At 55.0% G+C, this 25,063-nt stretch carries 24 protein-coding genes and 1 pseudogene; 6 read left to right on the top strand and 19 right to left on the bottom strand.

Annotated elements, in window-relative coordinates; translation table 11 throughout:
- Positions 1–17: 17 nt before the first annotated feature.
- From BN874_RS19740 to rimO, 8 genes are all read right to left on the bottom strand, one after another.
- Positions 18–1,139 (bottom strand): hypothetical protein, encoded by a 1,122-nt coding sequence (locus tag BN874_RS19740; protein ID WP_051498114.1) that lies wholly within the window; start codon positions 1,137–1,139, stop codon positions 18–20.
- A 222-nt stretch (positions 1,140–1,361) separates the two neighbouring features.
- Positions 1,362–3,035: a ubiquinone biosynthesis regulatory protein kinase UbiB gene (gene ubiB / locus BN874_RS19735; RefSeq protein WP_034436213.1), complete on the bottom strand. Its 1,674-nt coding sequence runs from the start codon at positions 3,033–3,035 to the stop codon at positions 1,362–1,364.
- Positions 3,036–3,066: 31 nt separating this feature from the next.
- Complete coding sequence (locus BN874_RS19730; protein WP_195912239.1) at positions 3,067–3,708, bottom strand: ubiquinone biosynthesis accessory factor UbiJ; 642 nt, start codon at positions 3,706–3,708, stop codon at positions 3,067–3,069.
- A 39-nt stretch (positions 3,709–3,747) separates the two neighbouring features.
- Positions 3,748–4,497 carry a bifunctional demethylmenaquinone methyltransferase/2-methoxy-6-polyprenyl-1,4-benzoquinol methylase UbiE gene (ubiE, locus tag BN874_RS19725; RefSeq protein ID WP_034436210.1) on the bottom strand — a complete coding sequence of 250 codons (750 nt, stop codon included), beginning with the start codon at positions 4,495–4,497 and terminating at the stop codon, positions 3,748–3,750.
- A 29-nt stretch (positions 4,498–4,526) separates the two neighbouring features.
- Positions 4,527–4,883, bottom strand: a complete 357-nt coding sequence (locus BN874_RS19720; protein ID WP_034436208.1) for a gamma-butyrobetaine hydroxylase family protein — start codon at positions 4,881–4,883, stop codon at positions 4,527–4,529.
- A 9-nt stretch (positions 4,884–4,892) separates the two neighbouring features.
- Entirely contained in the window at positions 4,893–6,227 is a 1,335-nt protein-coding gene (hslU, locus tag BN874_RS19715) for an ATP-dependent protease ATPase subunit HslU (protein ID WP_034436207.1), read from the bottom strand.
- A gap of 67 nt (positions 6,228–6,294) precedes the next feature.
- Positions 6,295–6,837, bottom strand: coding sequence for an ATP-dependent protease subunit HslV (gene hslV, locus BN874_RS19710; RefSeq protein ID WP_034436205.1), 543 nt, complete (start codon positions 6,835–6,837; stop codon positions 6,295–6,297).
- Between the two features lie 235 nt (positions 6,838–7,072).
- Positions 7,073–8,431, bottom strand: a complete 1,359-nt coding sequence (rimO, locus tag BN874_RS19705) for a 30S ribosomal protein S12 methylthiotransferase RimO (protein ID WP_051498113.1) — start codon at positions 8,429–8,431, stop codon at positions 7,073–7,075.
- A gap of 199 nt (positions 8,432–8,630) precedes the next feature.
- On the opposite strand from rimO, the gene BN874_RS19700 reads away from it, so the two are divergent.
- On the top strand, positions 8,631–8,876 hold the full coding sequence (locus BN874_RS19700) for a type B 50S ribosomal protein L31 (RefSeq protein ID WP_034436203.1): 246 nt from the start codon (positions 8,631–8,633) through the stop codon (positions 8,874–8,876).
- A gap of 273 nt (positions 8,877–9,149) precedes the next feature.
- Positions 9,150–9,335, top strand: a pseudogene (locus BN874_RS25915) (integrase core domain-containing protein); the annotation flags it as partial.
- A gap of 211 nt (positions 9,336–9,546) precedes the next feature.
- On the opposite strand, the gene BN874_RS19690 reads toward BN874_RS25915, so the two are convergent.
- The 8 genes from BN874_RS19690 to BN874_RS19655 form a co-directional block, all read right to left on the bottom strand.
- Positions 9,547–10,500 carry a glycosyltransferase gene (locus tag BN874_RS19690; protein ID WP_034436200.1) on the bottom strand — a complete coding sequence of 318 codons (954 nt, stop codon included), beginning with the start codon at positions 10,498–10,500 and terminating at the stop codon, positions 9,547–9,549.
- The gene (locus BN874_RS19685) at positions 10,501–11,652 is read right to left on the bottom strand and encodes a DegT/DnrJ/EryC1/StrS family aminotransferase (RefSeq protein WP_034436336.1); all 1,152 of its coding nucleotides are present in this window, start codon (positions 11,650–11,652) and stop codon (positions 10,501–10,503) included.
- Positions 11,649–12,020, bottom strand: coding sequence for an SMR family transporter (locus tag BN874_RS19680; protein ID WP_034436332.1), 372 nt, complete (start codon positions 12,018–12,020; stop codon positions 11,649–11,651). The genes BN874_RS19685 and BN874_RS19680 overlap by 4 nt, the downstream gene beginning before the upstream one ends.
- Positions 12,017–13,705, bottom strand: coding sequence for an ArnT family glycosyltransferase (locus BN874_RS19675; protein WP_034436199.1), 1,689 nt, complete (start codon positions 13,703–13,705; stop codon positions 12,017–12,019). The genes BN874_RS19680 and BN874_RS19675 overlap by 4 nt, the downstream gene beginning before the upstream one ends.
- Positions 13,692–14,924, bottom strand: a complete 1,233-nt coding sequence (locus tag BN874_RS19670; RefSeq protein WP_034436197.1) for a glycosyltransferase family 9 protein — start codon at positions 14,922–14,924, stop codon at positions 13,692–13,694. Before BN874_RS19670 ends, BN874_RS19675 begins: the two co-directional genes overlap by 14 nt.
- 58 nt (positions 14,925–14,982) lie before the next feature.
- The gene (locus tag BN874_RS19665; RefSeq protein ID WP_195912237.1) at positions 14,983–15,891 is read right to left on the bottom strand and encodes a lysylphosphatidylglycerol synthase transmembrane domain-containing protein; all 909 of its coding nucleotides are present in this window, start codon (positions 15,889–15,891) and stop codon (positions 14,983–14,985) included.
- Positions 15,892–15,974: 83 nt separating this feature from the next.
- The gene (locus tag BN874_RS19660; protein ID WP_195912236.1) at positions 15,975–17,996 is read right to left on the bottom strand and encodes a glycosyltransferase family 39 protein; all 2,022 of its coding nucleotides are present in this window, start codon (positions 17,994–17,996) and stop codon (positions 15,975–15,977) included.
- Between the two features lie 11 nt (positions 17,997–18,007).
- Positions 18,008–18,469: a hypothetical protein gene (locus BN874_RS19655; protein WP_034436196.1), complete on the bottom strand. Its 462-nt coding sequence runs from the start codon at positions 18,467–18,469 to the stop codon at positions 18,008–18,010.
- Between the two features lie 206 nt (positions 18,470–18,675).
- Here BN874_RS19655 and ureE point away from each other — a divergent pair, with 206 nt between their 5' ends.
- Together ureE and BN874_RS19640 are read left to right on the top strand one after the other, a co-directional pair.
- Entirely contained in the window at positions 18,676–19,149 is a 474-nt protein-coding gene (gene ureE, locus BN874_RS19645; protein ID WP_230314500.1) for an urease accessory protein UreE, read from the top strand.
- A gap of 34 nt (positions 19,150–19,183) precedes the next feature.
- Positions 19,184–19,861, top strand: coding sequence for an urease accessory protein UreF (locus tag BN874_RS19640; RefSeq protein ID WP_034436191.1), 678 nt, complete (start codon positions 19,184–19,186; stop codon positions 19,859–19,861).
- 42 nt (positions 19,862–19,903) lie between these two features.
- Here BN874_RS19640 and BN874_RS19635 read toward each other — a convergent pair whose 3' ends face one another.
- Positions 19,904–20,770, bottom strand: coding sequence for an HDOD domain-containing protein (locus BN874_RS19635; protein WP_034436189.1), 867 nt, complete (start codon positions 20,768–20,770; stop codon positions 19,904–19,906).
- Positions 20,771–20,895: 125 nt separating this feature from the next.
- Complete coding sequence (msrQ, locus tag BN874_RS19630) at positions 20,896–21,516, bottom strand: protein-methionine-sulfoxide reductase heme-binding subunit MsrQ (RefSeq protein ID WP_034436187.1); 621 nt, start codon at positions 21,514–21,516, stop codon at positions 20,896–20,898.
- 455 nt (positions 21,517–21,971) lie between these two features.
- Here msrQ and BN874_RS19625 point away from each other — a divergent pair, with 455 nt between their 5' ends.
- A complete protein-coding gene (locus tag BN874_RS19625; RefSeq protein ID WP_034436185.1) occupies positions 21,972–22,736 on the top strand; it encodes a ParA family protein in 765 nt (254 codons plus the stop codon).
- On the opposite strand, the gene BN874_RS19620 is transcribed toward BN874_RS19625, so the two are convergent.
- Positions 22,715–23,908: a glycosyltransferase gene (locus BN874_RS19620; protein WP_034436182.1), complete on the bottom strand. Its 1,194-nt coding sequence runs from the start codon at positions 23,906–23,908 to the stop codon at positions 22,715–22,717. The two genes, BN874_RS19625 and BN874_RS19620, sit on opposite strands and share 22 nt — an antisense overlap.
- 32 nt (positions 23,909–23,940) lie before the next feature.
- Between BN874_RS19620 and BN874_RS19615 the strand changes: the two genes are divergently transcribed.
- Positions 23,941–24,705 carry an NAD-dependent protein deacylase gene (locus BN874_RS19615; protein ID WP_034436178.1) on the top strand — a complete coding sequence of 255 codons (765 nt, stop codon included), beginning with the start codon at positions 23,941–23,943 and terminating at the stop codon, positions 24,703–24,705.
- The last annotated feature ends 358 nt before the right edge of the window (positions 24,706–25,063 follow it).

The raw sequence follows: 25,063 nt of genomic DNA, 5'->3' as shown, positions 1-25,063 counted from the left end.
GCCATACGCCGGAAAATTCAGGGTTTAGGGTGGCCGCAGTGGCCGAAGGGGTCAGGGCGGCTGCGATCCAGCGCCGCTTCGATGGAGCCGATCATCGCTTCAATAATGTCGTAGCTGGGCGGTTCGGCCACATTGACCAGGGCATCGGCAACCGCTGCCTTATACTTGCCGGTGAACTCGCGGAAATAGGCCACGTCGGTGGTGCGAAAACCGTATTCGACCGCCAGCCGCCGCAAGGCCGGATCGCTCTCCAGCGCCTCGCCCAACTGCTTGCCCGCTTCGGTGAAAGCGACCAGCACATGCTTGGTATAGACGGTGGGTTCCGGGTACAGCAACACCATCTCTGGCCGCAGCCCGTTATGCGCCGCCTGCTGAAGAAACTGCGATTCGTAGATCATCACCAGTGGGGACTTGCCGACACCCATCACCAGATAGTCCTCGAACGGGGCCTCGGAAGAGTATTCGGTGAAGCCCTGACGCAGAAAAACATCACGAAAGGCCGGGTAGATTTTGCAAATCTGGCTCTCGTCCTGCACTACCTCATCGCCATTCGCCACGAAGCTGAACAGCGCCAGATACATCGCAGCGGAGTTGGACTTGCGGGCGTCGGTCGAGGAGATCAGGATGTTCTTGCCCACGGCATAATCGGGATTATTAGCCAGATCGCGCCAGCGCTTGCCGGCGTTCATCAGTTCGATCAGTTTTTTCATGTCAAGGAAGTAGTGACCCTCTGCTTGCCGGGCAAGGTTGTTCGCCACCAGCACTTTGGCAATCAACTGCCAGGACGCAATCACCATTGGAGTAAAGAATGGGGTATAACTGGCCAGCGCCCGCCGCTGGCGACCGATTTTCTCCGCCGCTGGCAATCCCGCCGGAAAGGCAAAATCATAGCTTGTGAGGTTGGGCAGCGTCGCAATCTGGCGGGAACCGGCTTTTTCCACATTCACGATCAGGCGACGCGCTCGCAGCGCCTCGATCACCCGTGGATCGCGGAAGAAATCCTCCTTTTCCGAGCCGATCACCCCGCGCACCGTGACCTGCTGAGTCAGCAGTTGTTGTTCATGAGCCGAGAAATAGAGTCCAATCCCAACGCCGCCCAGCAACAAGATACCAAGCAAAGGTCCAAGCCAACGCCGCACCTGCCACCTCCCGTGTTTTGTCGTGCATTCAAGTGATTGCCGAGCGAAAGGCTCCGCAACCGGTTCCGGCGTCGCTGCCTTACCAACTGAATTCTGCCATTTTTGCCACACTCAAACCGGCCTGGGCGCCAGGTGGGAAGCTAACGAGTGCAGATGACAACACCGTGAAAGCGAACTACCGCTTAATAGCTACCTATTTTCCGGCTTCAACAGCGATATTTTCTAGGCATCGGTTGGCCAGACGCTGAGCAGCAGACCGACGCCGATTCCGCCCAACAGCCAGGTGAGCAGCGGCGTCTGTTCAAAAGTTGCCGGGTGTAACGCATCCAGACCCAGAATCAGCGCCGCGCTAATGATCAGCGCCGCGCCGACCGCCGCATGAAAATTGCGCCGGTTAGCCCGCCGCAAATCCCGCCGCAGTTGTTCCATTTCCTGTTTGTGCAACTGCACCGTCAGCCCGCCGCTATTCGCCTGTCGCAACAGGCTATGCACCAGATTAGGCAAATCTGGCGTCTGATCGATCCAGCGCGGGATAAAGTGCTTAATCCGGTTAATAAACGCCCGTGGTCCCACCCGATCACGCATCCAGTTTTCCAGAAAGGGCTTGGCCGTTTTCCACAAATCCAGTTCAGGATCGAGCTGTCGCCCCAATCCCTCGATATTGAGCAGAGTTTTTTGCAGCAGCACCAATTGCGGCTGCACCTCCATATTGAAGCGCCGTGCAGTCTGGAATAACGCCAGCAGAAACCCACCGAAGGAAATGTCCTTGAGCGGACGGTCGAAAATCGGCTCCGATACGGTGCGGATAGCCGATTCAAATTCGTCTACCCGGGTTTCCGGTGGCACCCAGCCCGATTCGATATGCAGCTCCGCCACCCGCCGGTAGTCGCGGTGAAAAAAGGCCAGGAAGTTTTCGGCCAGATAATGCTGATCGGTCGGACTTAGAGTGCCGATGATGCCAAAATCCACTGCGATGTAACGGGGATCATCGGGATTGTCAGCATTAACGAAGATATTACCGGGGTGCATATCGGCGTGGAAAAAGCTGTCGCGGAACACCTGCGTGAAGAAAATTTCCACACCCCGCTCCGACAACTTTTTCATATTCACTTTGCGTCGGCGCAATTCAGCAATGTCGCCCGCTGGAATGCCGTAAATCCGTTCCATTACCAGCACATTGCGGCGAGTTTCCGGCCAAAACACTTCGGGGACATACAGCATGGGTGAATCGCGAAAGTTGCGCCGCAATTGACTGGCGTTGGCAGCCTCACGGATCAGATCCAGTTCGTCAAAAATGGTCTTTTCATACTCGGCCACCACCTCAAGCGGGCGCAGCCGGCGTCCTTCCTTCCAGTAGCGTTGCGCTAAGTGGGCAATGATATACAGCAGTTCCACATCGCGGCGGATGGTCTTTTCGATAGCGGGACGCACCACTTTCACTGCGACTTCGCGGCCATTGCGCAAGCGGGCAATATGCACCTGAGCGATGGAAGCCGATGCCAGCGGCTCAAAGTCGAAATCGTCGAAGATGGTTTCCAGCGGCTGACCATAGGCTTTCTCAATGATAATCCGCACCTGTTCGCCGGAAAATGACGGCACCCGATCCTGTAACCGAGCCAGTTCCAGGGCGATATCATCCGGCAGCAGATCGCGACGGGTGGATAACATTTGACCAAATTTGACGAAGATCGGCCCTAGATCCTCCAAAGTCAGCCGGATACGGGCGCCGCGCGGCAGATTCAACTGCTGACGGGGTACCCAGTTCCATGGGAACAGATGGCGTAAGAAACCCACGGGACGGAACAGATGGGTCGCCAGCACGATGTCATCCAGACCATGACGAACCAGTACCCGGTTGATATGCAACAGGCGAAGCAGTTGAGCAGGACCGAACATGCCGTTTGAAGGTCTCGGCGGAGAGCGGAATTTAGACGGGATCGGCGGACGATAATTGCCGACGCAGGCGTTCGATCCGTACCGCCAGCCGGTCGGCATCCTCACGCAGAATATCCACCGCGCTCAGGAACCTTTCAATCGCATGGCGCGGCGGCAACACCTGTCGTTCTTGCTGGAGATATTCAGTGCCGTCACGCAGCAGCAGATCACCGGTACATCGGCTCCAGTCGCGGAAACCCCGCCAGAACTGGCCGATTTGGTGAGCGGCGGCATCGCCGACTACCCTGGAAAGCAGTTCTTCCCAGTCAATGTCCAACTGCGCCAGCGCCACCTGAAATTCCGAACCAACGGCAGTATCACCCTCGACCGTGATCCCACTATTGGTCGAACGCTGGCCGCGCCATTGCCGAGCCAACGCTAGAGGCGTACCTCGAATGGAGACGGTCGGTTCACCTTCATAGTGATCCATGACCCGGATGCTACTGACACCGGGCAACAGATAAAAAGTCAGCCCCAGTCCTTCGGGTTCGATGGCAATTACGCAACCTTCCAGCGCCGCCAACCGGGACTGGGTTTCGGGATCGAGCCGCAACATTGCGTTGAAGGCAGTTTCCAAGCCAGCAGCGATAAGATCGGGCGTCACACGGAAGTCCTCAAGATTAACAACCCTCACCCCAGTCCTCTCCTAGCGAAAAAGGGAGCGCTATCAGAATCAGAATTTGTAGCCGCGATGCACCGCAACGACGCCACCCGTCAGGTTGAAATACTGGCAGCGTTCGAAGCCGGCGGTTTCCATCATTTTAAGCAGGGTATCCTGATTCGGGTGTACGCGAATGGATTCGGCCAGATAGCGGTAGCTGGCGGCATCATTAGCCACCAGCTTGCCCAGAATCGGCAGCACCGCGAACGAGTACAGGTCATAGACCGGTTTCAACCCCGGCGCCACCGGATGGGAAAATTCCAGAATCACCGCTCGTCCACCCGGTTTAAGCGCCCGATACATGGATACCAGTGCCTGATCCTGGTCGGTGACATTGCGCAGACCAAAGCCGATGGTGATGCAGTCAAAGGTATTGTCGGAAAAAGGTAATTGCTCGGCGTCAATCTGGGCATAGGTGATATTGCCGACTGCACCCTCGTCAATCAGCCGCCGCCGACCTTCGCTCAACATGCTGGCGTTAATATCGGACAGCACCACCTGTCCTTTTGACCCGACCAGCGGCAGCAACCGACTGCTCAGATCGCCGGTGCCACCGGCCAGATCCAGCACCCAATCTCCGGCTCGCACTCCGCTGACACTGATAGCAAAGCGCTTCCATAGCCGGTGAGCGCCCAGCGACATCAGATCATTCATCAGATCATATTGGCTGGCGACGGAATCAAAGACCCCGGCCACCTTGCGGGATTTTTCGCCAGCGGCCACTTTCTGATAGCCAAAATGGGTTGTTTCGGAGGGTTCCATGCTCGCGGCATTCCTTGGACGGAGGCGATTCAAACGTGGCGCTGGTAGCCGACTTCGGCCAGCCGCCGCAGATAATCCTGCCAGTGAGTGTCCTGATTCACGCTCAGATCATGCAGGACATCCCAGGAATACAGGCCGGTTGAATGTCCATCGTCAAATACCAGCTTGACTGCGTAGTTCCCTATCGGCTCGATGGCGGTGATATTCACCGTTTCCTTGCCGGTGACCAACACCCCAGGGCCAGGACCGTGACCCCGCACCTCGGCGGAGGGCGAGAACACCCGCAGGTACTCGCAGGGTAACTGGAAGCGGGCGTCATCGCCAAAGGCGACTTCCAGAATCCGGGAGGCTTGATGCAGCTTGATTTCAGTGGGATAGGTGCGCATGGCGGAGTCTCACAGAATATAGCGGGTCAGATCTTCATCCTTGATCAACTCGCCCAAATGGGCATCCACATAGGCGCAATCCACAGTCAACGCCTCGTGGGCACGATCAGGCGCCTCAAAGGACAAGGTTTCCAACAGCCGTTCCATCACCGTATGCAAGCGGCGGGCGCCGATATTTTCGGTGCGTTCGTTGACCTGACAAGCCACCTCAGCAATACGCCGAACCCCATCCGCTGCAAAATCCAGCTTGACCTCTTCAGTTTCCAGCAGTGCCGCATACTGTTCGGTCAGCGACGCATCCGGCTCGGTCAGTATCCGCACGAAATCTTCAGTACTCAACGCGCTGAGTTCCACCCGGATCGGTAAGCGGCCTTGCAGCTCGGGAATCAGATCAGAGGGTTTGGCCAGATGAAACGCGCCGGAAGCGATGAATAAAATATGGTCGGTGCGCACCATACCGTATTTAGTCGAGACGGTGCAGCCTTCTACCAGCGGCAGCAGATCGCGCTGCACTCCCTCGCGGGAGACATCCGGGCCACCGTACTCGCCGCGCTTAGCCACCTTGTCAATTTCGTCAATGAAGACAATGCCGTTCTGCTCGACCGACTCCAGCGCCTGAAGTTTGAGTTCTTCCTCATTAACCATTTTGGCGGCTTCTTCTTCCTGCAACAGCTTGAGGGCATCCTTGACCTTGAGCTTGCGGGTGCGAGTGCGGCCGCTGTTGAGATTCTGGAACAGGCTCTGTAACTGATTGGTCATTTCTTCCATGCCGGGCGGTGCCATGATTTCCACCCCGACCGTCCGCGCCGAAACTTCGACTTCAATCTCCCGGTCGTCCAGATCACTCTTGAGCAGGCGCTCGCGCATCTTCTGCCGGGTCACCGAATGATCCGGCGCTTGCGGTTCATTGGCGAAGCCGACGCTGCGCGGACGCGGCAGCAGTGTATCCAGCACTCGTTCCTGAGCCGCTTCTTCGGCACGGTGACAGACTTTGTGCATCTCTTCTTCCCGCACCATCTTCACCGCTCCGTCCATCAGGTCGCGGATAATGGATTCTACGTCGCGACCGACGTAGCCGACCTCGGTAAACTTGGTCGCCTCGACTTTGATGAAAGGGGCATTAGCCAGCTTGGCCAAACGGCGGGCAATTTCGGTTTTGCCCACTCCGGTTGGGCCGATCATCAGGATATTCTTGGGGGTAATCTCGTTACGCAGTTCTGGACTCACCCGCATCCGCCGCCAGCGATTGCGCAAGGCGATAGCCACGGCGCGCTTGGCGGCATCCTGGCCGATGATGTGTTTGTCCAGTTCCTGGGCGATTTCTCGCGGGGTCATCTCTGACATGGCGCGGCTACCGTACTGGGGAATAAGGTGAAAACAGGGGGGAGGGCAGCTTGGTTGCAATACTGGATCATGCGCCCGCCAGTTCTTCAAACGTCAGATTTTCGTTGGTATAGATGCAGATGCCCGCAGCGATTTTCAAGGCTTGCTCGACGATGGTTCGGGCATCGAGTTCGGTGTGTTCCAACAGCGCCTGAGCTGCGGCCTGGGCATAAGCGCCGCCTGATCCAATCGCCGCCAGGTCGCGTTCCGGCTCGATCACATCGCCATTGCCGGAGATCACCAGGGTCACGCTGAGGTCAGCGACAATCAGCAACGCCTCCAACCGTCGCAGCATCCGGTCGGTGCGCCAGTCTTTCGCCAGCTCCACCGCAGCACGGGTCAAGTTGCCGCCGTGCTTTTCCAGTTTGCCTTCAAAGCGTTCAAACAGGGTAAATGCATCTGCAGTACCACCCGCGAAACCGGCGATCACCTTGTTCTGATAAAGCCGCCGCACCTTGCGGGCGTTGCCCTTCATTACGGTATTACCCAATGTGACTTGGCCGTCGCCGCCGATCACGACCCGACCGTTGCGGCGCACCGCGATCACCGTGGTGCCATGCAATGATTCCATGCGGTTGCCTCTTGGTTTTGCGCGGGATTGTACACAACTGATAGCGGCGGAGATGGGGGTGAATCCAGAATTCTCAAGATTCGCGCCCAAAAAGAAGCCCCGGTCACAAGGGGGAGTGAAACCGGGGCCAATAGGATATCCGGCTTGTTGCCCGGACATAGTCCGCTCAGGGAGGGAAGCGGACAGGCGTAAGGGCTTACGCTTATAGGCTGAGATAAGGTCGCCCGCTAAAAGTTCAATGGTTGCTCCTGTGATTTTTTCGTTTGGATCGGACCGTCTCGCAGCGCTCAGCATAAAGATCGTGCTGGTCGGCATCCACAATCCGCACCTCAGCAAACTCCCCGACTGGCAATACCATTCCACCCTCGATATACACTACGCCGTCAATATCCGGCGCATCAGCGCTGGATCGGGCGACGGCTTCGCCCTCCTCATTATGCGCGTCCACCAAGACTTGCAAGGTACGCCCGACCTTGCGTTGTAGCCGTTCGGCACTAATCGCGGCCTGCATTTCCATCAATCGCGCCTGCCGTTCCTGCTTCACCGCTTCCGGCACCGGATTGACTAAGGCATTAGCGGGAGCGCCGTCCACCGCTGAGTAGCTGAAACAGCCGACCCGATCCAGCGTTGCCGTTTGCAAGAACTCCAGCAAGTGTTGGAAATCATCCTCGGTCTCGCCGGGAAACCCGACAATAAAGGTGCTGCGCAGGGTGATGTCGGGACAAATCTCGCGCCAGCGCCGGATGCGCGCCAGGGTGTCGTCGGCATTAGCGGGGCGCTTCATCGCTTTCAAAATGCGCGGGCTGGCATGTTGCAGCGGTACATCCAGATAAGGCAACACCCGGCCTTCCGCCATCAGCGGCACCACCTCGTCTACATGCGGATAGGGATAGACATAATGCAGCCGTACCCATACCCCCAGTTCGCCCAGCGCAGCAGCCAGCGGGGTCATGTGGGTTTTGAGCGGACGCCCGTTCCAGAAACCGGTGCGATAGCGCAGGTCTACTCCGTAGGCACTGGTATCCTGGGAGACGATCAATAATTCCCGACATCCAGCGCGAACCAGGTTTTCCGCCTCTTGCAGCACCTCGCCGATAGGCCGACTGACCAGATCACCGCGCAATTGCGGGATGATGCAGAAGGTACAGCGGTGATTGCAGCCCTCGGCGATTTTCAGATAGGCGTAGTGGCGGGGCGTGAGCTTGATTCCCTGCGGCGGGACCAGATCGACAAATGGATCGTGCGGTTTGGGCAGATGCAAATGAACCGCCGTCATCACCTCCTCGCAGGCATGAGGCCCGGTGACCGCCAGCACCCTCGGGTGCATGTCCCGCACCACATGGCCCTTGGCCCCCAGACAGCCGGTAACGATCACCTTGCCGTTCTCGGTCAGCGCCTCGCCGATGGCGTCCAGCGATTCTGCTACCGCAGCATCAATGAACCCGCAGGTGTTGACCACCACCAGTTCTGCATCCTGATAACTCGGTACGATGGCGTAGCCTTCAGCGCGCAACCGGGTCAAAATCTGCTCGGAATCTACCAGCGCCTTGGGGCAGCCGAGGCTGACGAAACCGATCTTGGGTTCATGGTTCATTCCTATTTTCCATGCAATGAAAGTTCAGTAGGAAACGGCGCCGCTGACGCATGGGACGAATAACCCTGGAATCTGGCTTGCGGCGGATCACCGAAACTCGCTATAGTTTAACGTTTTAACAACCTATCAAGTACCTATACCTGCGCCCTCTCCTGTGCGACACGGATCAACCCACAGCATTACCAAGGTTTCAGCCGTCATGAAGAAAGATACCCATCCTGTTTACCGTGAAGTCGTGTTTCAGGACATCTCCAGCGACTTCACCTTTCTCACCCGCTCCACGATTTCCACTAAGGAAACCATTCAGTGGACCGATGGCAAGGACTATCCGCTGGTCAAGGTGGAAGTATCCAGCCATTCTCATCCGTTCTACACCGGCAAACAGAAAATCGTGGATACCGCCGGGCGCGTGGATCGTTTCCGTCGTAAGTATGGTCTGTCCTGAGTCATCCCGGATCATTGCTAAAAGGCATCCTCTGGATGCCTTTTCTTTTGCCTGCTGACCATGACCAGCGAGAATTTTGCAATACAGCCCACCGCTTAAGATGCTAGTACCGTTGCATCAACCATAGCGTTTATTGTATGGCTAACTTCCTGCTTCACCGAGGCCGGTTTCACGGCGGTCTTGCGACCGACGCCAGCACCTTCTCTCTCCACCGGCGTGACTTCCTGTCCAACTGACGGTAGCCAGCGCTTCACGCTGGAGATTCAGGGCCGTGCCCTGGATAACATTTTCATCGAGCGCCTGTGGCGCTCCCTCACATACGAGGAGGTGTACTCCAAACACTATCAAAGCCTGCGTGAGGCTCAGACCGAATTGTCGGTCTACTTCCGATTCTATAACACCGACCGTCCGCACCAGTCACTCGACGATCGGACCCCGGAACAAGTCTATCGTAGCGCCCAGCCACCCCAATAACTAACTGGGCCAGCAACAGTTTCTAACCCATGTGGCTTCTATCTTAAATCGCCCGTTCTGTGGTCTTGACTGAGGGGTACACTATATGTACAGGGGTTGCGATTGGAAAAAAACGGCGGGTCGGGATAAACCAGATCAACGCTCTCCGTTTCCAGCGTTTTGAGTACTTCAAGGCAATCACCGAGAATGAGTCGGTTCACTTTTCATCTTCGCCCTGGCGCTGTTCCAAAATCGCCTGAATGGTGAAGCGCGGGTGATCACGCACCTGCTGATAAATCCGTCCAACGTATTCGCCCAACAGGCCAATACCAAACAGCAGAATGCCGATCAGAAAGAAATTGATACTGAATAGGGTGAATAGCCCTTCCGCCTCCGGGCCGATGATCAACCGCCGGATGACGAGAAAGACGACAAATGCCGCCGACGCCAGCGATAACGCAATACCCACCAGCGAAAACAGTTGCAGCGGCATCAGTGAAAAGCCGGTCACTAAATCAAAGTTCAATCGGATCAGCTTGTACAGCGGATATTTCGATTCGCCGGCGGCACGTTCGGCATGAGCGACCGTGACCTCGGTCGGATAAGCGGCGAAGGTGTAAGCCAATGCCGGAATATAGGTACTCACCTCATGAGTAGACGCAATCGCCTTGACGATGGCGCGGCTGTAGGCGCGCAACATACAGCCCTGATCCGTCATCCGAATTTTAGTAATGCGCTCACGCAGCCGATTCATTAACCGGGAAGCGATATGCCGCCATAAACTATCTTCACGGCTCTCGCGGATGCTGCCGACGTAATCGTGACCGCGATCCATGGCTTCCAGCAGCTTGCCAATTTCCTCTGGCGGATTCTGCAAATCAGCATCCAGCGTCACCACTCGCTCCCCCCGGCAATACTCAAAGCCCGCCATGATCGCCAAATGCTGACCATAATTGGCGTTGAACAGGATCACCCGCGTCACCTCAGGCCGAGCCAGAAACTGGTCTTTCAGCAGCGCCGCCGAGTGGTCGCGGCTGCCATCGTTGATGAACAGCACTTCGTAATTTACACCCAGTGCGTCCAGCGCCGGGTAAAGGCGTGCGAATAACGCCGGCAACATCGCTTCTTCGTTATAGACGGGAATAATGACAGACAGCAGCAATGCGCTCATTCAGATTTTCGCCTCCAGCAGCACTTCACTCACCGCCGTGCAGACCCGCTCGACATCAGCACCGCTCATGGTTGGGAACAGCGGCAATGTCACGGTCTCGCGGGCAATCTGCTCAGTGTTCGGCAGTTCACCCTCGCAATAACCATAACGGCGGAATAGCGTCGTGAGATGGGCCGCTTCATAGGAAATGCCGGTGCCAATACCACGCGCTTCCAATGCGGCGCGGAATTGCTTACGGTCAATGCTCATCTGCTCCAGCGGCAACAGCGGCGCAAACATATTCCAACTGTGTCCAGCTTCATCGCCCGTATAACCGGGATGCGGCAACAGACAAGGCGGATCGGTTTGCAATAACTGGAAATAATCAGCCACAAATTCACGACGGCGAGTATTAAATTCCTCCAGCCGCGCCAATTGACTCAGACCGATTCGAGCATTCACATCGGGCAGATTAAATTTGCCACCGGGAAAAGCCACATCGCGGGTGCCATCAGGTAAGCGGGTAATGCCATGAAAGCGCAGTTTTTCTACTTCACGCACTTCTGCTTCGTCGGATAAAACCAAGGCACCGCCTTCAATCGTAGTCATGTTTTTATTGGGGTGAAAGCTGAATACAGTCAGATCGCCGAAACTGCCGATCCGCTGCCCACGCCAGCTTGAACCTATCGCCAGCGCTGCATCCTCAATGACTCTTAATCGGTGCCGCCCGGCGATTTCATACAGCCGATCCATAGCCACTGGCAGTCCGGCAAAGTGCGTCGGCATAATCGCCTTGGTGCGCGGCGTGATCGCCCACTCCACGGCGTCAAGGTCCAAATTGCGGCTGGCGAGTTCAACATCCACAAAAACCGGCGTTGCGCCAACCTTGGCGATCATATTAGGCGCGGCAAAGAAAGTTTGCGACGGGGTAATAACTTCATCGCCGGGACCAATACCACAAAGCTGAAGCGCCACTTCCAGCGCAGCGGTCGCCGAGTTCAATACGCGCACCGGCCGTCCACCCAGATAAGCGGACAGCGCCGCCTCGAATTTTTGCACTTGCGGCCCGGTGGTAATCCAGCCGGAACGCAGCACCTCGACCACACCGGCAATAGTGTCTTCATCCAGAGTCGGGCGGGCGAATGGGAGATAAGGAAGCGATGCCACATTCAGTGTCTCGCAAGCAGATAAACGCCAACGATGATAAAACCGATGCCGAGCCAGCGCCCACTGCTCAGCATTTCGCCGAACAGATACCAAGCAGCGAAGGCGTTAACGACGTAGCCAATAGACAGCATGGGATAAGCGATGCTGACCGGGACGCGGGACAACGCCAGAATCCAGACCAGGACGCTGATCCCGTAACAGGCAAAACCGCCGAGAAAATGCGGATTGGTAGCAATTGCCCCAGCCAGCGGCAATACGTTAGCAACCGTGGGCGTAATCACGCCGAGCGCATTGGTTCCCGCCTTCAACAATAACTGCGCAACGGCGTTGAGCAATACGCCGACTAGAATTAAACCGAAGCTGGAGGCAGTCATTGGCGACTGACGATCACCCGGCGTGGGTCACGAGTCAGTACTCGCATCGGTAAACCCTCGCTGACGAAGCGTTCGTAGTGGGTGAGATTCATGATGGCATAACCTTTGTCGAGTACAATCCAGCGTTGTTTCCAGTCCTCGACCTGGGCAATGCCTTTCTGCGGCTCCGCATCCAGCCCGAGGGCGAATTCATCAATGTACTGCACCAGCGTCACCGGGCGTTTGAGATAGAACGGCAAGGTTTGATCATACATTTGGACGCTGTAAAAGGGGGCGGTAGGGTCAAATGGCCCGTATTCCGCTTCGGTTTCGCGGACAAGGTGATAAGCCGAGAACAGACGGGACAGTTGATCGTGACCGTTCAGCGCCACAATACCGGCCACCAGGCTGCCGAAAGCTAGCGCAACGATGCCGGTGGATCGGGCATGACTGCGGAATAACCAGGCTGCCGCGAGTGCGCCGATGGTAAAGCTGAACACTGAAGCCTGAATCCAAGGGACATAATGACGCGCGATCTCGAACAATGATGCTTCCTTCGAGAACACGCGAGCCATACGCTCGCCGCCTATCAGAACAACCAGCAGCACGCCGCTGACTGCCGCCAATCCCCAAGTGAAACGGCTGAGCGTTTTCGGTTCCATCCGCTGCATTTCAACCGCTGCGAATAGCGCCAGTGCGGGAAATACCGGCAGGATATAGAACGGCAGCTTGGAACTAGACGCGCTGAAGAACAGGAAGATGAACGCCACCCAAATCAGCAACAATCTTAACGGTTGCAATGTTCCCGGTTCGCCCTCACGTCGCCAGCCGTCCCGCAATCGGACCGCAATAAACGGTGTCCACGGCATTACCCCGAACAATAGAATGGGAACAAAGTACCACCAAGCGCCCTCACGCCTATGAACGTGAGTTAAAAACCGCTCCAGATGCTCGTGAATGAAGAAGAAACGGGCGAACTCGTGATTAGCCAGTGATACGGCGACAAACCACGGAACAGCGATCAGCAACAGGATAATGACGCCTTCAGCGATATGCAGGCGCGTCAACCGCCGCCAGTCGCGCTCGATCAGGATATAGATCGCCAGCACCGCGCCAGGCAATACGACGCCGATCAATCCTTTGCTCAGTACCGCCAGCGCCAGCGCCGCCCAGACCACCCGCATCCAGTTCCGATTTTCCTTCCGTGTTGCGTCGGGGTGTTGGGCCAGCAGAAAACCGAGTAAAGCCACCGTCAGAAACGCGGTCAGCCCAGCGTCCAGCGTGTTGATGTGGGAGTTGATAACAAAGCCGCTGCACCCGCCCAGCGCCGCCGCCGCCGCCAAACCGACCTCGACGCCAAACAGCCGGCGACCCACCCAGAACATCAGCAGCACACAACCAAAAGTCGTCGCTGCCGGCCACCAGCGCGCGCCCCAGTGACTATCGCCGAACGCTCGAAACACCGCCGCCGTCGCCCAGTATTGCAAGGGCGGTTTCTCAAAGTATTTGAGGTCGTTTAATCGGGGCGTCACCCAGTCCCCGGACACAGCCATCTCGCGCGAAATCTCGGCGTAACGCCCTTCATCCGGTCGAACCAGCTTGCGGTACTCCAGGTTGCTGAACCAAATGAGGGTGAAAATGATCAACAATCCCAGCCAGTAAAACCGGGAGAAGGAGCTTAGTGCATGAGATTTATTTCGCAGCATGTGTCTTCTTCTTCAATGCGGCGCGCAACTGTTCCAGAACCACATCCGGTTTGATGACTTGCAGGCACACATTGTCGGCGCAGGGAGTTTTGCGATGGTTGGCCGCACTCACACAGGGCGAACAGGCCAGACCGGCGTAAATGGGCGTGCTATGACCGAGCGAACCGTATAGATGTGGCGACTCTGGTCCAAACAGAACGAAGGTGCGGAGATCAGTCACCGCCGAAAAATGACCTGGCCCCGAATCATTGGTCAGCATGATTTCGGCGATCCGGTACAGCGCTGGTAATTCTTCCAACTGTTGGCGACCCGCAAAATTCACGCAACGCTGATGGCGCACCTGCTGTTGCAGTTGCCCCGCTTCTTGACATTCCGTTGGAGCGCCAGTGATCAAAACCAGAAGATTTTCGTCATCCGCCAGCAAACCGCGCATGACTGCGACGAAATATTCAGGCATCCAGCGTCGTTGTGGCAATAGGTCGCTGGCGTTCGGATTGATCAACACAATTCGATGGCGTTTCTCATCGTAAAGCGGATATTCATTGCGGATGCGATCACGCATTGTCGCAATGGCGTTTTCACTCACTTCGGCACGGGCTAATCCAATTTCGCGGTCATCAACCCGGGTTTTTGAAAAAGGCAGTTCTTCCCTGTTTGTCAAGGCGGCATTAACCAGCGCGATAAAGTTTTTCGCAATATGCAGATGTGGATTATAGGCCACTCGGTGAGTTAACATCGCTCCCCGATACAATCCCTCATTGTAAAACGAATGAAAGCCAATCCGGTTGACTGCACCCGATAAACCGGTCAATAAGGCGCTGTACCGTGAGAACAATTCCAGATCGATAATCGTATCAATTCCGCGCCGACGTGCCCAGAATAGAAAACGCAGGCTATCTACTGCGAGATTCAATATGCCATCTTCACGAATGGTAAAAACATTGGACTCCGGCACCGTATTCAATAGATGCAGACTGGCTGCATTACATTTGAAAATAAGAAAATACAGTTCCGCATTGCCCGCCCGCTGCATCTTTCTCATGGCGGGATCAGCCAGAATAGCGCTGCCCATCTCTGAGAGTTCAATAAACAATACCTTACAGGGACGCTGGGTTCGCCGCTTGAAAAATAGACTCATCAAGCGGACGAGCAAGGTCGCTAGAACGCAAAGCGGAATTCCAGCGAAGTAATCCACTTTACGCATGGTGTCAATTTTCATAATGCCCGCCTACTGTTGCACATTAAGTCATGCCCGGTAGCATAGGTTTTAATCTCATCTACTGATCCTGTTTTACCGGTTTTCTTGAAATCAGATGTTGACGACCGCTAAGATAGATTACAAAACCAGGCAAGCTGACCGCAAGCAGCGTCAGTCCATATAAAATAGACATTGCTAAAACCGTCGCCTTATCAGCGCCAATCAAGGAAAATAACCCCACTAATGCGCCTTCACGCACGCCCCATCCGGCCAGGGAAACCGGAATAATGGTTAAAAAAATTGCGGGCGGCACAATGATCACATAGGTGATTGGATCATAGCGTAGGCCCAATGCCCAACCGGTGGCAAAGAAACCCATCATGGCTAGAAACGGAATCAGCAGCGATGAGGTAAGGAGCAGAATTCGATGGGTTAAAAAAGCTTGATGCAACCTTGTTGACAATATCTTTACCATCACCAGTTTGGGATAAGCATCAAGCCATTGCAGCCGCCTTAACGATACGATACCTACAAAACTGAGCAGACCTATCATCACCAACAACAAAATCAGGTAGCCCACTTTAATGGGCAACAAATCAGGATCGAACCCATACGCGATAAGGTTCAGCAACATTAACGCGCCAAGCCCAGTGATTCGGTCCAGCATAACCCCGTACAAGACATCGCGTTTGCGAAATCCTTGACCGGCTACATCCAGCACCCGCAACGCATCGCCGCCGATGCTGGTTGGCAATCCCTGGTTAAAAAACATCGCCTTAAAATAACTGCGCCAGTAAAAGGAAAAAGATTGGCCGAAGTGAAGATTCTGCATGATCAGTTGCCAGCGATAGGCTGAAACTGTAGTGCTGCTGAATTGCATGAGTAGCGCCGCCAACAGCAGATCCAGCCTGGCTTGTTTCAGTATCTTCCAAATTTCATGGAGATGGATCGAACGCAAAATAAGTGCAAATATCGATAGCGTAATCAAGACTCTAATCCACAACTTGATCGAATTCACCGAGACAAAAAAATTATTCACTGGGTCAGGTAAAAACATGTCAATCAGCACATTTAATCAGTCATTTTAATAATGGAACTACTGTTGTTGACTGGCTGGTTTTGGTAGCCTTTCACCAAACAATAATAATAAAAACCCGCCGATTTACCATTTTTCCAGATCATGATCTTGCCAATTTCACTGGCTTGCTGGGTGCGCGAACGGACATGATCGCTGGTTAGATTGGAAATATCCTTGCTGACCAATAACAGGCTCTTATTATTTTGTTCCGCGACCGGAAACCAGCGCTCATACATCAGACCTCTTCCATCAAACAGATGCCAACTTGCAGTTTGAAGCGCCGGTTGATGGCTTATCGGTTCTTTTGCCAGTTCAGTTGAGACTTGGACAGCTTTGGTGCGATAAAAAGCCAGCCCACTGGCGATCCTGTTTCTATCCATGCCAACCACTAGCGGTTTTTCGCCGGTATCGCGCTCAAACTGATCGGCCAGCGCTTCAATGTCATGCCCAAAATTTTGCCATCCTAATAGATAAAGACGCTGTGGATAGGGAACACCCGGAAACCCCAATACCAGATAATACAAAAAAGCGCCGTAACCGAGCAGACAAATCACCAGCGTTGCCGGCCAGGCGCGTTGACTCCATCTAAGCCATGGATGCGTGTTGATATGTGGATGCTGGATTGAAACCAGCGCCAGGTAAGGCAGTATTGCCAGCCAGCATGGTCCCGTCCAGTGGAATTTGGTTTCTCTGAACAGGCTGAGCGCGGCGAATACTGTAGTTGGGAATAAAGCGAACGTCATTAACAAGATATAGCCACGACTCATGCTCCTGCAACTGTCATCGCAGCCGGATAAAAAACTCCTTTTGAATAGCAGGATGGCAACTACTGACAATATTCCGGTAGGTGTAATTAGTAGGAGGATGCCACCAACAAATTCCGGCAAGGAGAAATCAAAATTACCCGCAGCCCGGTCGTGGCCTTGAAACAAAAATGAGGCCCAGGCATGTTCAGCATTCCAAACAATAACCGGTGAAAATAAAATAAGAGCAATTACAATTGCTAAATAAGGCTCCCATCGCAACAACCACTTTCTCGAATTGCGATCCATAAGCATGAATAACAACGCAGCGATACCTAATAGAATTATCGTATATTTTGAAAGCATGCCCAGTCCAATAGCAAATCCCAATCCTATCCAGGCTCTGCGTCGTTCACGGATCAATGCTTGATAAAAAAAGTAAATTGCCATCGCCCAACAGGCCATGAGCGGAGCATCTGGAGTCATTACCAATCCAACAGCAAAATAGGCAGGCAATACTGCCACTAATACGATAGATTGATTCGCTCTGGGCTTACCGGATACCTCGGAGGTCAGTTGATATGAAAAATAAGCGGTAATAAACCAGCAGATAAAGGCGCCAAATCGAACAGCAAACTCATTGTCACCCATCAATTTAATAAACAACGCTATAATCCAAGCCACCATTGGCGGATGGTCCAGATACCCGATATCCAGGTGCTTGGCATAATTCCAATAATAAGCTTCTTCAAAAAAAAGCTCTAGCGACCCTAAATAAAAAAACCGTAGTAATACGGCATAAATAACCATGCCTATAGAAAAGTAATACCACTTGATTTCAGAGTTAAAATAGATCGTTCCCGGTGAAAATACAGGGTAGGCATGACCTATTTGATTCAAGATTGATGAGGCAGCAATACTGATCAGCAGTGCTAATTGGGGCGATAAATTCAGAAACTGGATCAGGGTCAGCAAAATCCCGCCGCGTAAAAACAGGATCAACAGGACAGTGATAATGAAATTAATCAGCCGATCAGATGCCTTTTGGGTGGTACTGTCTTTAAGAAGCCGGGTGGAACTTAAAAAATAACCGGTTCCGGCTGCGATTAAAAAGCCTGAAAGTTGGGCAGAACTTAACGAAAAATCTTGGCTGTAAAGAAGATTAACGACCACAAGGTCAACGACAAACCCCAGCAGACCTAAAGCAGCCCGACGAACTCTGTCAGCCGCCCCATTCATCGGCGAGTTTGCGGATTGCTGTAGTACCGTCATTCGCCGGTCCATCACCATTTGATTAGATTGTAACCGAAGGTAAACATGATTCCCGCTCCGCCGAGCGCATTGATCTGTACGTTGAAGTCGCCATACTGGTAACCGAGTCCCGGTACAACGCCCGGCGCCACTCCATCGTTGTTAAAGGGTATTTTGTCCTCGTAAGGCTCCTTGTAGCCGAGCAGCAGACCGCCGGTCAGCTTGAAATAGACGTTGCTGCTGATGAATTCCAGCGGCCAGGATTTCCCGAAGTAGAAATACTCGCATTTTTGGTCGAAGCTATTGTTGAAATAGGATGCGCCCACTAGCCAGCGCGAAGAAGACTGCCACTCCAGACCGACCAGCCAGGAAAAATCAGCGTGATCGGGACTATAGTTAAAATGAATAGCGCCCGGCGCTACTTGCACCATCAGCATATCGCCCTCTTCAAAAATGCTGGATCGGGCGCTACTCGCCGCGATGAGCGCCAGCATGGCGAACCCAATCGACAGGCGAAATTTTGCACAATGGAACGACCCTATTGGAGATGCAGAAATTGAAGGCATATTGAATCCGATGGGCTGCTAAAGTGACTTTGGAGTTGCGCAATGCTCTCAGTACGATTTCCACCAACTTCGCGTACTGAAAACGCTGCCATCCAAAAATCGTGCGATTATGATCGATCTGATAGACCTTGACCATGCTTACCAAAATGACCGGCGACGACCGCCTGGAATTGCAAATCATCGAACGCCTACATGACGCGCTTCCTGCTCAGGCCACTCTTACCCTACCGTTCGAACTGCGCCAGAAGAGCCGATTGCGAACGTGGTTGGACAACGGCGCGGAGGTAGGATTGTTCCTGCCGCGCGGCACGGTATTGCGCCACAGCGACCGACTGCGCGCCACCTGCGGTCTGATCGTCGAAGTACGCGCAGCCACGGAAGCCGTGTCCACCGCCCGCGCTGCTGACCCACTGCTGCTGGCGCGGGCCGCCTACCATCTCGGTAACCGCCACATCGCCCTGCAACTCGGCCTGGGCTGGCTACGTTATTTGCACGATCATGTACTGGACAGGATGGTGCGGGAACTGGGGCTGGAGGTGGTGTGCGAGCAAGCCCCGTTCGAGCCGGAAACCGGGGCTTACAGCGGCGGGCATCACTCGCACCCATAGTTATCAGCCAAGTCCTTCAACGCCTCTGCCCCGTATGCCCCTCACTCTCCCCAGCCTGCTGCGGCTGTTGCAATTGTGCAGTCCCACCCTGCCGGTGGGCGCGTATGCCTATTCGCAAGGGCTGGAATACGCGGTGGATCGCGGTTGGGTGCGGGATGAAACCAGCGCTGGTGAATGGATTCTCGGTCTGCTGAACCATAGTGTGCGGCGGCTGGATGTGCCGGTGCTTGCCCGCTTGTATCGCGGTTGGCAGGAGACCGATGCAGAGGCGGTGCAACGCTGGAACGCTCGCTTGTATGCCTCACGCGAAGCAGCAGAATTGCAGCAGGAGGACCGCCATCTTGGCACCGCGCTGGCCCGGTTGCTGGTCGATCTCGGTTTGAATGAAGCAACATCGTGGCGGAATGCACCACAGGTCTGCTTCGCCACCCTGTTCAGTCTGGCGGCGGTGCGCTGGGAGATTCCACTGCCGGAAGCGGCGACCGGTTATGCCTGGGCCTGGACCGAGAACCAGATCATCGCCGCTACCCGCCTGATTCCACTCGGCCAAACCGCCAGTCAGCGCTTGTTGGTCGCTGCCGGATCGGCGATTGCGGCGGCGGTCGTTGATGGTTTGACGCTGGCGGATGAGGAGATTGGCGCGGCTGCACCGGGATTAGCGTTAGCCGGCATATTGCACGAAACCCAGTACTCGCGGTTATTTCGGTCGTGAGTTCGGAACTGCCATGGATGAAGGCGCCGCATTGGATCATTCTCAGCAGATCGGAGCTTTCCCTGAACGAACAATCTGAAAAACCTCATGACCTTGCCGGTTGATTTCCTCGGGCAGCGCAACCAATGTCGCCACCGGCAAGCTCAGCAGGCTGGAGAATTCTTCGAGCATTTCATGGCTATATTCGATAGTGGCGACGAATTCAGCGTCGATTTGCAGATCGCAGGTGATTCGGGCAGCGACATGAATGATTTTGGCTTCCAACGGGTAGTTGGGTGCCTTGGCCGGTTTCAAATGGTAGGCAACCGCGATCCGCAGGGGTTCGGGAAGCCGCCAGGCTTTGAGGAGTTCGGCGCTTAAATCCGCATAGGTAAAACCAAAGACCTGCCGCTCAGCTATGGCGATTTCGCATTCGCCTCGTTCAACGCGACCCAACGCCTCGCGATACAAGTCCGGGCACTGGCTGTAGAAAATCAGCCGGCCAATATTGTGTAGCAGGCCCGCGATGAACAGCCGTTCTCCCTCATAGAGATGCTTGCGCCGGGCGAGCAGTCGTGCGGCGATGCCACAGGCAATACTTCGGAACCAAAATAAATCCATATTCACTTGTTCCGGTGGCAGCCCTTTGAACAGAGTGACAGCAGCGGTGGCAAGGATCAGGTCACGTAATCCCCGTTCTCCAACCAGGAGAATTGCTTGCGGGATGGAGTCCACCCGATGGGGGCGTCCGTAATAGGCGCTATTGACCAGTCGTAACAGTCGGGCTGACAGCGCGGGATCGCAAAGAATCACCTCGGCGAGATCGGAAACCTGAGTAGCAGGATTATCAATGAGTTCATTGATCCGCTTTACGACATCGGGAAGGGAAAACAAGGTGCGGGTGATTTTCACCAGCGATTCAGGGGTCATGGCGTAGCGATCCGGCGGTCAGCAATGATGTCAGTCTAGCAGACCGTTCATGGCGGTCTCAGCGAAAACAGCGCCACTTTCCGTTAGTAACGGGCTTGAATTCCTAAGCTGTTGTCGCGTGGCTTTTAGCGGATGGAGCGGGCGATCCTGGCCGAGCGAGTCCACCACCACAGCCGATAGCCCAGCAACACCGCCAACACTCCGGCATAAACCAGCGGTTCGGTCAGATCGGCCTTGACCAGCCATAGATAATGCAGGACACCCAGTGCACCAATAACATAAACCAGCCGGTGCAATCGCTGCCAATTCCGTCCCAGTCGCTTGATCATCGTGTGGGTTGAGGTCACGGCCAGAGGAATCAGCAGCAGCCAACCGGCGAAGCCCACCGTGATATAGGGTCGTTGAGCGACATCCTCGATGATCGCCCGCAGATCAAAAAACTGGTCAAAAATCAAATAGACGCCAAAGTGCAGGCAGACATAGAAGAAAGTAAATAAGCCTAGCATCCGTCGAAACTGTTGCAGGCGGTTCCAGCCGGTTAACCGCCGCAATGGCGTCACCGCCAGCGTCAATAGCAGAAAGCGCAGGCTCCAGTCGCCGCTATGGTGGCTGAGGGTCTCAACCGGATTGGCGCCCAACTGTCCCTGCCTAATCAACCAGCACAGCCAAACAAGAGGCAACAAGCTGGCTATGAATACCAGCGGTTTGCCCAGTCGCGAAATCAGGCGGGGTTGCTGCGGAGTCATGAGGGAAAACATCCAGAGCGTTTAGTAGGCTTGCCAAACTATCGGAACAGGGGTATCCAGAAAGTTCCTGGATCATCGCTCTCCCGATTGCGGCTCTGCGTCGCAGCCATAAAAAAGCCGGGGGTTTAGGCCCCGGCAAATAACCACCAAAGGAAGTTGGGAACAACAACATCTAAACGATGTTAGGGCGTAAAATAAGCGATTATGTTGCAGTGCGTCAAGTTTTTTTGCAACCGCAATAAAAAAGCCGAGGTCGTTGATGACCTCGGCAAAGAACCACCAAAGGAGGATTGGAGGACAACTTTCACGATGAATGTTGCGTTGCAGTATAGAGTTTATATTGCACTGCGTCAATTCATTCCTCGACTTTTCTTAAGGTCTCCCAGCCAGATGAATCTCGACGCTCTCCCGCCACTTGATTACACTTATTTGAAGCCCCAACCACGGAAACCGCCATGCGCCGAGTCGTTTTCAACCAGAAAGGAGGGGTGGGCAAATCCACCATTACTTGTAATCTGGCCGCCATCGGCGCCGCTCAGGGTCGACGAACCCTGGTCGTAGATTTGGATCCGCAGGCCAACGCTTCCCGCTACCTGCTCGGTAATATGTTGGATGAGCAGAAGAAAACCCTGGCCCATTTTTTCGACGACATCCTGACCTACAAGATGTTTGCTGATAAACCCGCTGCCTATATCGTTCAAACTCCGTTTCCTAATCTCAGCGTCCTGCCCTCCGATCCCCGGCTGGAAGACCTGCAAATCAAGCTGGAATCACGCTACAAGATGTACAAGCTGCGGGAGGCGATGGAGACCTTCACCGAATTTGACGATGTTTTCATCGACACTCCGCCCGCGCTGAATTTCTACACCCGTTCGGCATTGATCGCTGCTGACACCTGCCTGATCCCGTTCGATTGCGACGATTTTTCCCACCGCGCCCTGTACACGCTGATGGACAGCGTGCGCGAGATTCAGGCCGACCATAACCGCGCGCTGCGGATTGAAGGGATCGTGGTCAACCACTATCAGGCCCGCGCCAACCTGCCGGTGCGCCTGGTCGAAGAACTGCGATCCGAGGGCTTGCCGGTGCTGGAGGCATTTCTTTCGGCCTCGATCAAAATCCGTGAATCACACGCTCAGGCGCTGCCGATGATTCATCTTGACCCCAAACACAAATTGAGCCGGGAGTTCGAGGCGCTCTACCGCTTGCTGAATTCCTGAGCGTTGCTGTCCGTCACTCGCCCGGCCCGGAGATCGGCGTAGAACGCCAGCAACGCCTGGGCCGGACCTTCTGCTGCCCACTGCCGGGCATAAATCCGCCCTTCCGCACACAGGCGGCGGCGCAGTTCGGCATCGTCCAGCACCCGGCGCACCTGAGTGGCGAAACCCGCTACATTTTCCTCGGCGACCAGCGCGCCTTGGTTCGCCGCCAGAATGTCGCGGGTGCCCATGACCGCCGTGGACACCACCGGCACCCCCAGACTCATCGCCTCCAGCAACACCAGTCCCTGAGTCTCAGTGCGCGAAGCAAACACGAAGACATCACCCGCCTGATAGCAACTGCTCAATTCAACGCCTCGCGCCAGATAGCGCACAAAGCGCAGGTTGGCCTCCAGCCCGAGGGTGGTTCCCAGCCGGCGCAACGACGTTTCTGCCGGTCCCTCGCCAGCGATAATCAGCACGAGATCGGGATGGGTGGTTTGCTGGAGTTCCCGCACCACATGCAGCAGAAACTCGATGTTCTTCTCGAACGCCACTCGACCCACGAACACCAGAGTCGGTTGTCCGATGGCGATGTTGTGGCGGGACCGAAATGCGGCGCCGTCGCCTTCCTGAAAAGATTCCAGCGGCATCCCGGTCGGAATCACTCGCATCGAGGTTCGCACTCCGTACTGGACCAGCACCTCGCGCATCGCTTGCGACGGCACCACCAACCCATTCAGTTGATTGCACTGACGGCGCGATAACAGCCGGGCTACTGCCCGCCAACCACGCTTCGGCAACACCGGCAAGTAATGAAACAGATATTCCTCGAAAAAGGTGTGATAGGTCTCGACGCAGGGCACGCCCCACTGCTGCGCCAGTCGGACGCCGGCATAATGGGCGACGAACGGGGTCTGGATATGCACGATGTCAAACTGATGGGCGCGTAGTTCCGCCAACCGCCGCGACAACAAGTTGGGCCGCATCATCCGATCTTCGGGATCAAGCAATACCTGGCGGGACGGCACCCGGCAGATCCGGTCTTCATCGGCAGTCGGCTGGCCGTAATCCGGTGCGACTACCCAGATTTCGTGCCCCAAGCGCTGCAATTCGCAGCGAAAAGTTTGAATGGATGTAGAAACCCCGTTCACACGCGGAAAATACACGTCCGAAAGCATTAGAATTTTCATCAGGCCCCTAATCGTTCCCGCGAGGTTCCATCATGTCCGACCCCAATCCCGCTATTGTCGCCCGAATTGTCGAGGAAATGCGCCGCGCCCGTCGGCTGCTGTTTATCACCGGCGCCGGTATTTCCGCCGATTCCGGCCTGCCGACCTATCGCGGCATCGGCGGGCTGTACAACGATCAGACCACCGAAGACCAATTCCCCATCGAAACCGCGTTGTCCGGTTCGATGCTCGAAGCCAACCCGGCCATCACCTGGAAATATCTGCATCAGATTGAGTATTCCTGTCGCGGGGCGCGCTTCAATGATGCGCACACCATTATCGCCGAGTGGCAGGATCATTTTGAGGTCTGTGTGCTGACGCAGAATATTGACGGGTTCCACCGCGACGCGGGTAGCCGCAATCTGATTGAAATTCACGGCGACATCCACGATCTGCTATGCACCCGCTGCGACTACGCGGCCACCGTGCCGGACTATAGCGAGCTGGAGATGCCGCCATCTTGCCCGCGCTGTCATGCGCCGGTGCGGCCACGGGTGGTGTTATTCGGCGAGGTGCTGCCGTCCGCCGCTATTCAGCACTTATATGCGGAACTGGATCAGGGCTTCGATCTGGTGTTCAGCATCGGCACCACCAGCGTGTTCCCTTACATCGCTGGCCCGGTGGCACAGGCCAGCCAGACCGGCATCCCCACCGTGGAAATCAATCCCGGCGAGACGCATGTGAGTCGTTTTGTGGATTACAAGTTGACTTCAGGTGCGGCGGTCAGCCTGCGCGCTATTCGTCAGGCGTTGGATTAGCCGGGCGGGAGGTTGCTGTTGCTGGAAGACTATGAGTTGCTGGCGACGCAGTGGCTGCATTGAGAATGCCGCCCGCCAGCAACCTGCTATTGCTGAATATTCAAATTCAGTAGGTTTGCGTAGGCCCCGTTCGATTGATTTGCCAGAGTTCGCATTGGTTTTGTGTTAGATGATCGATGTTCAGCTAATGCCTCTTCTGCTAATCGATCTAATAATTTTTATGCTTCATCCGTTGCCAGTAGCGTATCCCAGTGATCATTATCAGCCTCAATTTCAGCATCAGTAATGCTGCACCTTACCCCATACGCGCCAACTTAAGCACTAACTCTCAGATATTGCTGCATCCCTGTGCTTGGCA

The organism is Candidatus Contendobacter odensis Run_B_J11 (assembly GCF_000531125.1).
Classification (GTDB): Bacteria; Pseudomonadota; Gammaproteobacteria; order Competibacterales; family Competibacteraceae; genus Contendibacter; species Contendibacter odensensis.
The sequence above is the reverse complement of the archived record's forward strand: the minus strand, read 5'-3'. Positions and strand labels throughout refer to the sequence as shown.